This window comes from Marinobacter sp. LV10MA510-1, assembly GCF_002563885.1.
In the GTDB taxonomy this organism is placed as follows: Bacteria; Pseudomonadota; Gammaproteobacteria; order Pseudomonadales; family Oleiphilaceae; genus Marinobacter.
Genome location: NZ_PDJA01000001.1, coordinates 2,381,949 through 2,395,479, shown reverse-complemented (window position 1 = coordinate 2,395,479; position 13,531 = coordinate 2,381,949). Strand labels below are relative to the sequence as shown.

Genomic DNA, 13,531 nt, shown 5'->3' with positions numbered 1-13,531 from the left:
CGGGTAATTGAGCAGAAAAGTTCGGGTAACCGCGAAGATGCGTGGTTACGGCTATGGGTTTCTCGAACGGCGGTCTAGCGTCCAGAGTCCTACGTATTTGTTGAAGGTAACCTGCGCGTACGTTACGGCTGTTAGGTAGCCGACCGCACCATCCAGAAACCCAAACCGAATAAAGTACACCTGAACAAACGTCATCAGGCCTCTCACGGTCGGGTACAGCATGGTGCGGGTTTTTTTACCTTTGCGGTGTTTCTCTAAAGCTCCCAGCCACGCATATTTGGCACTTTTCTCTAGTGAGTGGCCAAAGTCGCGGTGGGTGTAATGGGTTAGCCTGCCGCGCAGCGTTCTAGTTTTCCGGCCTTTGGGAATCAGAATGCGCTCGTGCACCAATGCATCGGAAAAACTTACGCCCTCGCGCCGGAATAGCCTTAATGGCGCGCGTCCACTGCGGCCGAAGTCCAGGCGGGCACCGTAAATAGTCACAGCCCAAGGTAGCTTATACGCATCGGCGTCAGGATCGGCGAGCCGGTGATTTATTTCACGGCCCAGCTCAGGGGTGATGCGTTCGTCGGCGTCCAGCGACAATACCCAGTCCCCGGTCGCTTTTTCCAGAGCTCGTTGTTTTTGAACGCCAAAACCGGGCCAGTCTGTCACCTCTACAATATCTGCGTACTGTTTCGCGATTTCGACGGTTCTGTCAGTGCTTCCGCTATCAAGAACGATAATTTCATCCGCCACCAGCCGCGCCGATTGCAGGCAGTCTGCAATATGATGCTCTTCGTTTTTGGTGATGATGGTGGCCGATACTTTTACCGATCGCTGCCCGGTATACGATGCGCTGAGCTCGTGGAACAGTGCGGCGGCAACACCCGAAATCGACAGCAGGTAAAAGGTCAGAAAAAGTGTGCGGTTGAACGTGGCTTCAGTCAGTCCGAACAGGAAGTAGCCGGCACTGATCATGGTGCCGGTCACCGCTAGGTGAGCGCTCGGCTTGTGCGTGCTGAAAAGATGCCGGCCGAACAGCGCCAGCGGTATCAGTAACAGAAGCGCCCAGCTCAGAATTCCTGGAATGCCGCTGGTGGCAGCGACGTTGAAAAAGTCACTGTGGGCATGGCCGGTGCAGCATTGAAGCAGAACTTCCGGCGACTCTCCCGATGCTACGGCGGCCTCTATGCCACGGCCGTAACCGCCAAGCCCTGCACCGGTCAGCGGATTTTGGCTGAACATCTGCCAGGCCTGGCCCCAGACTTCAAACCTGATGGAAATACCCGAGTCGGGATCGTTGTGCTGCATCAGGTTGCGTAGGGAGTCCGCCATGCGATCGTTGCTGATAAGCGCGACGGCTATAATAATGGGGATAACAATGGCTAAGACAATCCGCAGTCGCTTTCCCCGCAGCGGCATCAGCAGCAGCAAAAGTACCGGCAGAGCAACCAGATTGCTGCGGGTTTGCGAGAGCGTGGCGACAACAACGGCAGCGGCTCCCAGGAACAGCAGCAAAAAACCTGCGGACTGGCGCTGCGTGTGTAGGAAGTACATACCGCCGGTCAGGGTTATCATGCCGCCCAAGAGCGCAATGTTGCCAAAGATAATGGGATTGATGCCACCTCCGAAGCGGCCGTTTAATAGCTGTTCCACCGAACTATGATCGAATATCAGGGCAACTGAAAGCAAAGCCAGAGTCGACACCGACAGTAGAGCGGTGCCTGCAAAAACGGTGGTTGCGCCAATGCGTGCGTAAGTGAGCGCCAGAAGCAGTGGCCAAAGTAGAATAAAGCGGGCGTGAGTGCCCAATGTTTTGCCACCTTCGTAGCTGAAGCCTTCCAGAGCCCAGGAAACTGTGCTTACAAGAACAAAAAACCAGAAGGCAAAATGCAGCAGTCGCAACTCTTTTGGTTTGTCCCAGCCGTTGTTGTAAAGAACCTTAAGATAGCCGATCACCATACCCGCAATTGCAATAAGCAGCGTTGTGGCCGCTAATATTCTCGACGACAGAAGCGCTCCGCCAATGCCAAAGCAGAAAAGCAGGGCGATGAGCGAGCGGCTAGGTGTGGTCATAGATTTATCCGTGCAATATTTGGAATTGGCATAAGGTTTCCTGATTACGCATAAGAGTCAGCCATCTTTAGCAGCCTATAGGGCATAGGCGGTGTCCGGGCTGCTACTGTCAGGAACCGCGGAAGCATGGCTTTGAGATCGTAGCGCCGATTGAAGCGGTATTCGAATTCAGCGAGGTAGCGAGGGGCATGCTGCCCCCGGATAGCGTGGTAAGTTCCAGTGATCGCGTTCTTGACGTTGCCGAGCAGGGTGTTGACCCAGTTGAACTCAGGATTTGCCACGCTGGCACGACCGCCTCCGGTGATGTGGCGCTCGTGGACGCAGGTGGCCGTGTCAAAGGCCCGGAAACAGTTGAGACCATCGCTGACAACGTGGCTTCCGGGCGCAATGGCCTGTTGGCTATAGCGACGCACCTCGGCCAGGGTAAAGCCACTCACACGGCGAAGCTGAACCCGCATCGGGTGGCCCTCGCTATTAGTTTGTACCGCAGCGACAAAGGGGAATTTATGCTCGGCACCACGACCTCGCTTTCCCGACCGTTCGCCGCCCAGATAGGCGTCATCAATCTCGATGCGGCCGCTGAGCCTCGCTCCCTGGTTGCGATCGTGCATGACCTGCAGCACCTTGTGTTTGAGCTTCCAGGCCGTGTTATAAGTGACACCGAGATCCCGAGACAGTTGCAGTGCCGAGAGACCGCTCTTACGCTGGGTAAGCAGATAAATGGCCAGGAACCAGGTGGTCAACGGCAGGTGAGTCGCATGAAAGATAGTGCCGGCGGTCAGTGACGTCTGATGGTGACAGCGATGGCACTGGTAATGCCCCCTCGACAGCCGGCAGCCGGTAGCATTGCCGCAGTCAGGGCACACAAATCCCTTGGGCCAGCGGTGCTGGAAAAGGGCTTCCTGGCACTGTGCTTCTGTGCCGTATTGCTTGAGAAAAGCCGGCAACGACAGGCCGGGCTGGAATTGGATTGGGTTACGTGCCATGAGATTGCCTCCTGTACTGTATATAATCAGTGTATGCCAAAATGGCGGCAGCGTGGCTGATTAACGTGAGTAATCAGGTAAGGTTTTGCGTGTGCGGCGACCAGCGTTTTTCGTTGGTCGTTTTCAGCACACCCGATCGGGATTATAAGGGTTGATTTCCCCAGGTGGCCGATGTCTTAAGCGTTTGTATTCCCATTGATACTGCGCCGGTATTTTGCGGATGCAATGCTCTATGGACTGATTCATCGCCGTGGTGGCCTGCACCAGATCTTTGCTATCCAGGTTCGGTTCGGCTTCGCGCACAACAAGGCGGAAGCCCTCGGCATTATTGAGCCGTTCGGTGTAAGTCATCAGCACCTTGGCACCCGTGCGTTGCATCAGCTTGGCTACTAGAGTCATGGTTTTCACTTCCATGCCGAAAAAGGGCGCAAAGGCGTTGCCTGCGCCGCGTGGCGATTGGTCTGGAAGAATGCCGGCAACGCCGCCTTCACGCAGAAGTGCAGCAAGCCTTGCCAGCCCGCGGCGGTCACCGCGGACCAGTTCCGACCCTAACCGGCCGCGGACCCTAATCATGTAGTCTTCAAGTTCGGGAACGTTGGGCGGGCTGTAAAGCGCGGCCATTTTGTAGCGTGAGGAAAAAAACAGCCCCGTCAATTCCCAGTTGCCAAGGTGAGGTGCAAGCAAAATCAATCCGCTGCCATCGGCCATGGCCTCGTCAAGCAGTTCCAGGCCCTGGGTGTCTTTCACCAGGTCAAGGCACTTGTCGACCGGCCACTCCCACATTAACGGCACTTCAAGCATGGTCATCCCGGTGCTGGCTAATGACGCCTTTGAGAGTTCTGCGCGCTCAGCCGGTGTTAATTCGGGCAGGCAGATCGACAAGTTGGTTGCCGTGACGTCACGGGGCTGTGTCGGCAATTTCCACAACAGCCAGCCCACCATGCGTCCCAGGCGCTGGGCAGTGGCAAGGGACAGTGAACCCGCAACTCGCAGCAGACCTGCGATAAGAAAATATTTCAGTTTACTCATTTGCGTCCGTACCGGTCTTCGTATCTGACAATGTCGTCTTCCCCGAGATAGGAGCCAGATTGCACTTCAATAAGTTCCAGGTTGATCACGCCGGGGTTTTCCAGAGAGTGCACTTGTCCCACAGGGATGTAGGTAGACTGGTTTTCCGTCACCAGATAGGTTTTCTCGCCGTTGGTAACTTTGGCGGTGCCGCTGACCACAATCCAGTGTTCCGCGCGATGGTGATGCATCTGCACCGACAGCTTGGCCCCAGGCTTCACGGTAATCCGTTTAACCTGGTAGCGTTCGCCGCTGTCGATGGAGTCGTACACGCCCCAGGGCCGGTAAACTTCTCGATGATTCAGGTGCTCGTGGCGTCCGTCTGCTTGCAGTTGCGCCACCAGTTTTTTCACATCCTGCACTTTGTCTTTGTGCGCCACCAGCACGGCGTCTTTGGTTTCTATGATCACCAGATCATCAACGCCAAGTGTCGCCAGCAAGCGGCTGTCGGCGCGCACCAGGGTATTATGGGTGTCTAGAGTCATCACGTCGCCACTGGTACTGTTACCGTGGGAATCTTTAGGGCTGACTTCCCACAGCGCAGACCAGGAGCCGATATCGCTCCAACCAGCGTCTAGCGCCACAACCGCCGCAGCGTCGGTTTTTTCCATCACCGCGTAGTCTACCGATTCATTTGCGCATTCCGCGAAACGGGCTTCGTTGATACGGGTAAAATCAAAATCCTGGCTAACGTTTTCCATCGCTGCCTCGCAGGCGGCCAGAATATCCGGGCGATGTTTGCCCAGCTCTTCCAGATAACGGCCGGCGCGGAACATGAACATGCCGCTGTTCCACAGGTAGTTGCCAGATTCCAGATAGGATTTTGCGGTTTCTACATCGGGCTTTTCAACAAAGGCTTTGACAGTGTGGCCGTGCTCGTTAATAGCGTCGCCGTGGCAAATATAACCGTAGCCGGTTTCCGGGTGCGTTGGCGTAATACCAAACGTCACCAGTTTGTCGGCTTGTGCCAGAGTGCTGGCCTGTTGAACACACCTTTGAAAGGCCGGCACATTCTGAATAAGATGGTCTGCCGCAAGAACCAGCATTACCGGGTCTTCTTCGTCTTGCTGGCGGGCCCTTTGCAATTGCAGTGCGGCGAGCGCGATGGCCGGCGCTGTGTTACGGCCGCAGGGCTCGAGTATAATATGAGCACCCTGAAAGCCCGCCTGGCGCATTTGCTCAGCGGCAATGAAGCGGTGCTCTTCGTTACAGATGATCAGCGGCGGCTGCACCGGTAGGCCATTGAGCCTGGCGACGGTGGATTGCAGCATCGACCGCTTCGGGTCCGTCAGTTTTAGAAACTGTTTGGGATTAAGCTGGCGGGAGAGTGGCCAAAGTCGTGAACCAGTGCCACCGGCGATAATTACCGGATAAATCATGAGCTTACTCCGGACTTGATTGAGCGCAAAAGCGCCATGATGAACATAGGGTTAATCGGCGTAATGTTACCACAGAGAGGTGATTATATTGCTTTTGCCCAAGTCACAATTAAAGCCTCAGCATAAATCCGCTGACAAGCTTCCGGTTTCTGTGTATTACATCACCCAAAATGAAGAAGCACGCCTGCCTGAATCGCTCGCGAAGGTGACAGGCTGGGCTGATGAAGTGATTGTCGTCGATTCCGGCAGTACCGATAAAACACAAACGATAGCGGAAAGCGCTGGCGCGCGTTTTGTGCACAACCACTGGCAGGGCTTTGCCTCACAAAAAGCATTTGCGGCCAGCCTGTGTCGCAATGACTGGGTGTTGGACCTGGACGCAGACGAAGTGCTGTCTGATGCCTTGGTCAACAATATTAAAGAGCGTTTTTCCACGTCGATTGCGGATGATATAGCGGGCTTTCAGATGCGCTGGGTGCTGTCTCAGCCGTATCCGGAACATCCTTTTCGTTATGATCGCCCCAAGAAGATTCTGCGCCTTTACCGCCGTTCAAAAGCCGCGATCAAGCCGGAAAAAGACAGCAACAATGATCGTCCACAAGTTCGCGAAGGGCGCGTTGCGTTTCTTAAAGGGGATGTACTTCACCGAACGCTTATCACGCTCGGGCAGATGGAAGAAAAGTATCTTCAGTTATCGTCAGAGCAGGCGAGATTTCTGGCAGCGAAAGGTCGCCGTATTTCTTCGTTGAGATTGTTTGGAGAATTTCCGCTGAAATTTCTGAAATACTATCTGCTACGCCGTCAGTTCATGAACGGCTGGTTTGGCCTCAGTTTGTCTATCATCGCGGCAAATCGAAATTTCATGCGATTGGCAAAAGCGAAAGAACTTCAGGTATTGGCGCAGATTGAGCGTAGAAAAAGCGCCGAAGCCGCTGCCAACAAAGAATAAGGGCAGGGCCACTTTAAGATCGCACGAATGCCTTATGATAAACGGCCACCGTGCTGTTGATCATGGCCTCTATCGTCAACTCTTTGTAAGCGCGTTCCCGGGCACCGGCCTGATCCTGGTAAACGGTGTCTAGATCGCCATTCAGCAGGCTGGCGAAACCGTCGGGTGTGTTGCTGCGGTAAATATGCTGTTCCGGCAGAAACTCGTTGGCGATAGGTACGTTGGTCGAAATGACCGGTTTTGATACCAGCATGGCTTCGGCGAACACATAGGAAAATCCCTCCCGCTGCGAGGAAATCACCACGCCATTGCAGGCGGCCATTAACGCCGGAATATCGTCGCGATGGCCGAGCAAGGTAACTCTGTGTTGCAGTTCGTTATCGAGAATTTTCTGTTGTAATAGCGCTTTGTCAGGGCCATCGCCTGCTATGTACAGGCATCCCTTCACGTCTTTAAAGCTGTCGATCAGGAAGTCGAAACCTTTCACGCTGACCAGGCGCCCAACCGCAAGCCATACCGGTTTTGGCGCGGCTGTTATCAGCATCTCTGAAGGAGTTGCCTCGCCGTATTCGGCTGGCAGACCGTTGTACACAACGTGAACCCTGGCACACGGTAAGTGCTGAGCAAGCGCGTTGCTGACGGCAATCACCGCGGTGAAGCGGTGCAAGGCAGGGTAGCGGGATTTGAAACCGTGAAAGCTGGCCACCAGGGCTGGCGCAAGTGAGTGCGAAAAACGCGCCAGTGTTGCTATTAGCGCAGCGGCTTTGGTGCCCTGAGCATGCACCAGGTCGTACTTCCCGTCGCGAATTTGCTTATAAAGCCTCGCTAATAACAGAGGGTTGTAGCGAGACTGTTTTGGGTTCAGAGTAATATGCCCAATTCCTTGGGCGGGTCCATGCTGGTGCGCAGTGGCGCAGATGACGGTCACGCGGTGACCGGCTTTTGCCAGGCCGTTCGCCAACTCACGGGTGTGTTTCTCCAATCCGCCAACACCGGGGTTTGCCGACACCATTACCAACAGAATGTTCAAAGTGTTCGAATCGGCCACTAGCGCTTCCGCTCCCGTGCTGCCAGAACGCGTTCATACACGCCCAGGGTGGTGTCGGTTTGCGCCTGCAGTTTGAAGCGGTAGGGAATTTCGATGATGTGCTGGTTGTGGCTGAGCAGGTGTTGAGCTGTTTGTGCAAAGCCGGACACATCGTTTGGCGTGACCAGTCCTTCGCGAAAGCAGGCTTGCAGGGTTTCGGCGGCGCCGCCGCGGTTGAACGCGGCAACCGGCGTGCCGGACGCCAGTGCTTCGGTAACCGTACGGCCGAAGGGTTCGGGTTTGGTGGACAGATGACACACCAGGTCGGCTAGCTGGTACAGCTCGGCCATATCGCTGCGCTGGCCCAGAAAGCTGACGTGTTGCTGCAGGCCAAGCTCGGCACGGCGCTGGGTCAGTTCTTCCATAAAGTGTTTCTTACCCGGTTCGGCTCCGCCCACCACAATACCGTGGTAAGGCCGTTCGTTTGCTCCAACAGGGGTGTTATGAACCAGCTCAGCCATAACGTCCAAAAATTGTAACTGCCCTTTCCAGCGGGTAATTCGCCCGGGCATCATCAGAATGCGCTTATCACTGAGTTGGGGATAGTTTTGTAACAAATCCTGGCGCCACTGCTCGGAAGGCGGGCGCTTGCGGAAATAGTTCACGTCGACACCGCGCTGAATCACGGTAATTTTTTGCTCGGGCACAGAAAAATTATTGATTACGTAATCTTTTACGCAGTTCGACACCGCAATAATATGGTCTGCTCTGGCCATCACCGCGCTGTAGGGGCTTACCGAATACATTCCATGGAAGCTGGTAACAATGGCCGGGCGCAGTTGTTTATCCAAGGTTTTCAACGCCAGTCGAATAATCCAGGCGGGCATGCGCGAGCGCACGTGCACAATATCGGGTTGCACCTCTTTCAGTAGCCGCGCCATTGGCCGGATCTGGCCAAATGAGGCCAGTGATTTGCGGTGTATGGGCATGGTGATGTGGGTGCTGCCCTCTTGCTCCAGCATATCCGCCAGGGGTCCGCCGCTGGATACAACATAGGAACTGTGGCCCAAGTGCGTTAGCTGTCTGGCGAATTCAACGGTGCCCCGCTCTACACCACCGCTGTGCAGCGCTGGCAGCGCCTGAAGAATTTTCATGGTTTAGGCCTGGTTGGCAAAAAGTGCGTCATAACCCAGCGCGCCGCTGCGTCTGCCTGCCAGAATAGAATACGCGATCCGGGGCTAGCGGTCATAACCTTGTAGTGGTCATCCCAGGTGGCCACCAGATGTTGATCTTGCATGGCGGCCAGGCCCAGGGCAACGCGGCTGCGGCGTTTGGCTGGCAGCTGGAACACCCCGGTGGGCACGCCAGACGTTGCCGCTTCGCACACCATCGAATTGCTGTCTGGCGTTATCCAGGCGCAGCGGCTGTGCGCCAGGGCGGTGCTCAGCCAGTGTTCACCGGTATCCTGCGGTGTTAATACTTGAATCCGGTTGGTTTCCAGCGCGGCCAGCGCTTGCAAACAACTCGCCGGCGTTCGCCGGGAGCTGCTGATAACCCAGCTCCATTGCGGGTAGCTGTGCAGCAATTCCTGGATCTGCGCCATGACGGCATCGTCGTTCCACTGAAAATGCGCCGACGGACCACCTACGAGGATGAGTCCGCGGGGCTGCGTACTCAGTTCTTTAACGGGGGTTACGGCGTTGATCGCGCCTTGAGTCAGAAACAGGTTCGGGCCCGGTTTCACTCGGTCGTGTTGGGGAATGATGGCGCCACTTACCCAGCGCAGTGGGAAGCCCGGTTTCATCAGCACCAGTGTGCGCGCACCTTTAATCTTGCGCAGGGCCAACAGTAAGCGATGGGATCCGGAGCCGGCGGCGATGATAAGGTCTGGCTTTGGTAGAGCAGGGTCGAGCGCGGGCGGCCGCCCCAGAAGCACTCGCCATAAGGGCGTTTTGACGGTGCTCACGTCTATCCAGTGCAGCGAGGCGCCAGCCAACACCCGCAGGCGGTTACCCAGGCCTTTGAGTTGGTTGCGATGGCCCGGTTTGTTGTCGGTTAGCAGCCAGATAACCGGGCAGGATGTGTTAGCGCTTGCGGCCATAGAAGCCTGGGTCATCTGGATCGGGTCGGGTTTTGAAACGACGGTGCATCCATAAGTACTGGTCCGGTGCGCGTTTTATTTCCTGCTCTATAGTCTGGTTGATCGCGGTTGCGTCAACAAGGTCGTCGCCACTTGGAAAGTTCTTCAGAGCTGAATGAAAATAGATGTCGTAACCCGGTTTGCCGCTGCGGCGAAAGTGGCTGAAGGGCACCACCTTGCAGCCACTGCGTTCGGCAATGCGGGAGGTGGCGGTAATGGTGCCGGTTGGTATCCCGAAGAAAGGCGCAAACACGATGTCTTTGCGTCCGTAATCCTGGTCGGTAGCGTACCAAACGGCGCGGTTCTTTTTCAGACTGCGAAACAGTCCGCGCAAGTCGCGGGCGCCATGCACCATGCCGTAGCGGCGTTCACGGGCCCGGGTCATTATCGCGTTCACCAACGGGTTGTTATGGTCCCGCTGCATGACGCTTGATTCTATGAAATGGGTGGCAAGGCTGCCCCCCATTTCCAGTGTGCTGTAGTGCCCGCCGACCAACAGCACGCCTTTGCCACCTTCCAGCGCGCGTTCGAAGTGCTCTAGTCCATGTAAGGTGGTAATGGCTTTGAGTTTGGCGGTATCGCAAAACCAACACACCCCAATTTCCAGCAAGCCAATGCCATTGGCGATAAACGATTTTTTGACCAACTCGCGTTGCTGCTGCTCCGTGAGTTGCGGAAAACACAGCCGGATGTTGGTCTCGGTAATGCGCCGCCGGCTGCTACTCAGGCGTAAAACCAGGCGCCCCAGGCCGGAGCCAAGCCACCACTGCACGCGTAAGGGCAGCTGCGCTAACAGCCACATAAAAGACATGGCAGCCCAGGTAGGCCACCAGCGTGGGTGACGATACGCACTCAAGTCCGTATTTCGCGGTTGTTTACGGTATTTATTCTTCACTAGGGTCAAACTCGCACGTTTTTGAAATTTTGGGTGAGCCAGAGCGCCGGCATACCCAGGCGCTAGCAATAACGGGTGCCGCTGTGAAAGGCAAATCGCTGGTGTTTGGTCTATGATAGCGCACTGCCTTATTCGGAGCCCGCTGTGCTGCAATTTATCTATTCCCAACTGATCCGCCTGCTACTGCCTTACATTTTTCTGCGCCTGTGGTGGGGCGGTCGCCATTCTCCGGGCTTGCGCCGTAACTGGGCCCAGCGTCTTGGCTTTGCGCCGACGGTCAGCGCACCTGTTATCTGGGTACACGCGGTGTCGGTAGGGGAGACGATTGCCGCTGCGCCCATGGTGCGGCGCCTGTTGGAACGCAATCCGGATGCCACCATCTTGATGACGGCGATGACCGACACGGGTCTTGCCCAGGCTCAGAAAATGTTTGGTAATCAGGTGCAGTACGCTTACGTGCCATACGATACGCCGGGCTCGGTAAGGCGTTTTCTAGCACGGGTTCAGCCGCGTATTTTGGTGATTATGGAAACCGAAATCTGGCCCAATCTGATCAGCCAGACCCGCAAGGCGAGGGTGCCCATATTTCTGATTAACGCACGCTTGTCTGAGCGTTCGGCTCGTGGTTATGAGCGTGTTCGCGGATTGGCCCGGCCGATCATGCAAAGCATCAGCTGGGTAGCGGCCCAGGCCGAGCAAGACGCCGCGCGATTTCGTCGTATCGGCGTATCGGCCGACAACATTGCTGTTACCGGCAGCGTAAAGTTTGACGTAGATATTGAGCCGCGGGTGCGCACTCAGGCGCAGCAGCTGCGAGCACAGTTTGGCGGCCGCCCGGTCTGGATTGCCGGGAGCACTCACGACGGCGAAAACAGCCAATTGCTGGAGGCGCATCGGCAACTGCTGGCAACCTTGCCCAGTGCTCTGTTGATTATAGTGCCGCGCCATCCGGAGCGTTTCGAACTGGTCGCTAGCGCCGTTACAAAGGCAGGCTTCAGGCTAGCCCGCCGATCTTTGAACGATAGCCCCGCTGCTGCCCAGGTGTATCTGGGCGACACCATGGGCGAACTGATGATGCTCTATGGCGCCAGCGATCTTGCTTTTATTGGCGGCTCGTTGATTGAGCGCGGTGGTCATAATCCTTTGGAGCCGGCGGCCTGGGGGATACCGGTGACCTCTGGCCCCCACGTATTCAACTTCGAGTCGATCTATCAGCGCCTGCGGGAGCACGACGGAGTGACCATTGTAGAGTCTGCTGGGGAGTTGGTGGTTTGTCTGGTTCGGCTGTTAAATAATCAACAGGCGCTGCATGAAAGCGGTCAGCGCGCCTTGGCGGTAGTGGAAAGTAACCGAGGCGCGTTGGACCGTGTGGTGGCAGGCATCAGCCAGCGGGTTTAGGTCCGTCGGCTGACAAATACGGCTACCGGCTTACTGGCCCATTGTTTGACTATTTAAGGTTGTGTCGTCGTTGGCCAGGGCTTCGATGCCCGGTGCGTCTGCGCTCAGCCAGTTGTTCAGCTCTACCAGATCCTGCGGGCTTAGGGTGCCAGCCGACTGCTTAAGCCGTAACGAGTTCACCACGTAGTCATAGCGAGCGTTGGCGAAGTCTCGCAGCGCGACATAGTAAGCGCGTTCGGCCTCCAGCACTTCTACAATGTTACGTGTGCCGACGTCATAACCGGCACGGGTGGCGTTCAATGCGCTGCGTCGCGATATGATGGTCTGGTCCAGAGCCGACGCAGTTTCGATGTTGTTGTTGATGGTCAAAAAACGGCTGCGGGTGTCTACGCGAACGTCACGACGCACCGTGTTCAGCGACTCTTCGGCCACCGTCAGCAAAGAACGCTGCTGGCGCACACCGGCTTGAATGCCACCTCCAGAATAGAGCGGAACGTTTAGCTGGAAGCCAATGACGCCCTGGGTGGTGGTGCCGTTGCGCTGCTCAGTTCTCTGGCTGCTACTATCAAGGCCGCCGATTTTGGACGTGCCGTAAGAGGCTTGAAAATCCACCGTTGGATAATGCCCTGCCTTGGCCGCTTTCAAAGTTTCTTCGCTGGCTTTCAGGTCAAACACGGCCGCCTGAATGGTCCAGTTTTGCTCCAGCGCGGTGGTTTCCCACAAATCCGGGTTCATTGGCTCGGGTGGGTTTAGGGGGAAGTTCTGGCGCAGATTTTCAAGCTGCTCTGTGTATTCCCCGGTCAAACGTGCCAACTGCTCACGGGCGATGTTAAGACTGTTTTCCGCAGCAATTCTCTGGCTGCGGCTGTCATCAAACGTGGCGCGAGCTTCATACACTGCGGTAATCGCAATCAAACCCACATCAAAGCGTTCCTGGGCCTGGTCGTACTGGCGCTGTATAGCGGTTTCGGTGGCGCGCAGGGTGGTCACTGTGTCTTGCGCCCGCAGTACGTCAAAATAGGCTGAGGCCACATCCAGAATCAGCTGCTGCTGGGCAAGATGGTACTGGGCGCGAGCCGAGTCGGTCTGGAATTTGCTGGCATCGTAGTTGAACCAGGCATCGGCGCGAAACACCGGCTGGGTCAACTGCAGGCCAAGGCCCAGGGTTGTGTAGTCCACATTCTGTGACGGGCCATCGCTATCCGTATAATTAGCGTCAGCGGAGGCGCCAAGTTGCGGCAGCAATTTGCTGCGGCTGATATCGCTGGCCGCCTGCTGGGCTTCAAAACTGGCGCGGGCAGACGCAATTCCGGAGTCGTAAGAGATCGCTTTTTCGTAGGTTTCAATCAGGTCCACGGCAAGCACGGGCGACGCCGCAAAAAGGCCGATAAGCCCGGATAGCAATTGTTTCTTCATTTGATCTCCTGAAAACCTGTGCGCTTGGGCGAGTGCCCGCTTGATGGCAAGCAAATCTGCATGCCCCATTATGGCCAATTATCGCCGGTAGCTCTACCGTTGTAGAAGGCATGTATTATCGTGTTCCAGCTCAATTGAGCTCTTAACACTGATTTTATAGATGCGGCCTTACACCATACTTGCAATCAGCGCTGGCCAGCGATTATCTTTCATAA

General features: G+C 56.0%; 11 protein-coding genes. 2 read left to right on the top strand and 9 right to left on the bottom strand.

Translation table 11 applies throughout. From position 1 onward, the window contains the following. Positions 1-51 precede the first annotated feature (51 nt). The 4 genes from ATI45_RS11430 to ATI45_RS11415 all read right to left on the bottom strand — a co-directional run bounded on the left by ATI45_RS11430 (position 52) and on the right by ATI45_RS11415 (position 5,491). On the bottom strand, positions 52-2,058 hold the full coding sequence (locus tag ATI45_RS11430) for an O-antigen ligase family protein (protein ID WP_098419611.1): 2,007 nt from the start codon (positions 2,056-2,058) through the stop codon (positions 52-54). Between the two features lie 44 nt (positions 2,059-2,102). After that, on the bottom strand, positions 2,103-3,044 hold the full coding sequence (locus tag ATI45_RS11425; RefSeq protein ID WP_098419610.1) for an IS1595-like element ISMrsp2 family transposase: 942 nt from the start codon (positions 3,042-3,044) through the stop codon (positions 2,103-2,105). Between the two features lie 123 nt (positions 3,045-3,167). Beyond that, a complete protein-coding gene (locus tag ATI45_RS11420; protein ID WP_098419609.1) occupies positions 3,168-4,073 on the bottom strand; it encodes a lysophospholipid acyltransferase family protein in 906 nt (301 codons plus the stop codon). After that, complete coding sequence (locus ATI45_RS11415) at positions 4,070-5,491, bottom strand: mannose-1-phosphate guanylyltransferase/mannose-6-phosphate isomerase (protein WP_098419608.1); 1,422 nt, start codon at positions 5,489-5,491, stop codon at positions 4,070-4,072. The genes ATI45_RS11420 and ATI45_RS11415 overlap by 4 nt, the downstream gene beginning before the upstream one ends. A 94-nt stretch (positions 5,492-5,585) precedes the next feature. On the opposite strand from ATI45_RS11415, the gene ATI45_RS11410 reads away from it, so the two are divergent. After that, positions 5,586-6,440: a glycosyltransferase family 2 protein gene (locus ATI45_RS11410; protein ID WP_228706010.1), complete on the top strand. Its 855-nt coding sequence runs from the start codon at positions 5,586-5,588 to the stop codon at positions 6,438-6,440. Positions 6,441-6,453: 13 nt separating this feature from the next. On the opposite strand, the gene ATI45_RS11405 is transcribed toward ATI45_RS11410, so the two are convergent. From ATI45_RS11405 to lpxL, 4 genes are read right to left on the bottom strand one after another with little or no spacing between them, the layout of a single operon-like run. Further along, complete coding sequence (locus tag ATI45_RS11405) at positions 6,454-7,488, bottom strand: glycosyltransferase (RefSeq protein ID WP_098419606.1); 1,035 nt, start codon at positions 7,486-7,488, stop codon at positions 6,454-6,456. Beyond that, positions 7,488-8,621 carry a glycosyltransferase family 4 protein gene (locus ATI45_RS11400; protein ID WP_098419605.1) on the bottom strand — a complete coding sequence of 378 codons (1,134 nt, stop codon included), beginning with the start codon at positions 8,619-8,621 and terminating at the stop codon, positions 7,488-7,490. Before ATI45_RS11400 ends, ATI45_RS11405 begins: the two co-directional genes overlap by 1 nt. Next, complete coding sequence (locus tag ATI45_RS11395; RefSeq protein WP_416376667.1) at positions 8,618-9,583, bottom strand: mitochondrial fission ELM1 family protein; 966 nt, start codon at positions 9,581-9,583, stop codon at positions 8,618-8,620. The genes ATI45_RS11400 and ATI45_RS11395 overlap by 4 nt, the downstream gene beginning before the upstream one ends. Further along, entirely contained in the window at positions 9,552-10,502 is a 951-nt protein-coding gene (gene lpxL, locus ATI45_RS11390; protein WP_098421729.1) for an LpxL/LpxP family Kdo(2)-lipid IV(A) lauroyl/palmitoleoyl acyltransferase, read from the bottom strand. The genes ATI45_RS11395 and lpxL overlap by 32 nt, the downstream gene beginning before the upstream one ends. 144 nt (positions 10,503-10,646) lie before the next feature. On the opposite strand from lpxL, the gene waaA reads away from it, so the two are divergent. Then, positions 10,647-11,900, top strand: coding sequence for a lipid IV(A) 3-deoxy-D-manno-octulosonic acid transferase (gene waaA / locus ATI45_RS11385; RefSeq protein WP_098419603.1), 1,254 nt, complete (start codon positions 10,647-10,649; stop codon positions 11,898-11,900). A gap of 30 nt (positions 11,901-11,930) precedes the next feature. Here waaA and ATI45_RS11380 read toward each other — a convergent pair whose 3' ends face one another. Further along, positions 11,931-13,316 carry a TolC family outer membrane protein gene (locus ATI45_RS11380; protein WP_098419602.1) on the bottom strand — a complete coding sequence of 462 codons (1,386 nt, stop codon included), beginning with the start codon at positions 13,314-13,316 and terminating at the stop codon, positions 11,931-11,933. Between the last annotated feature and the right edge of the window lie 215 nt (positions 13,317-13,531).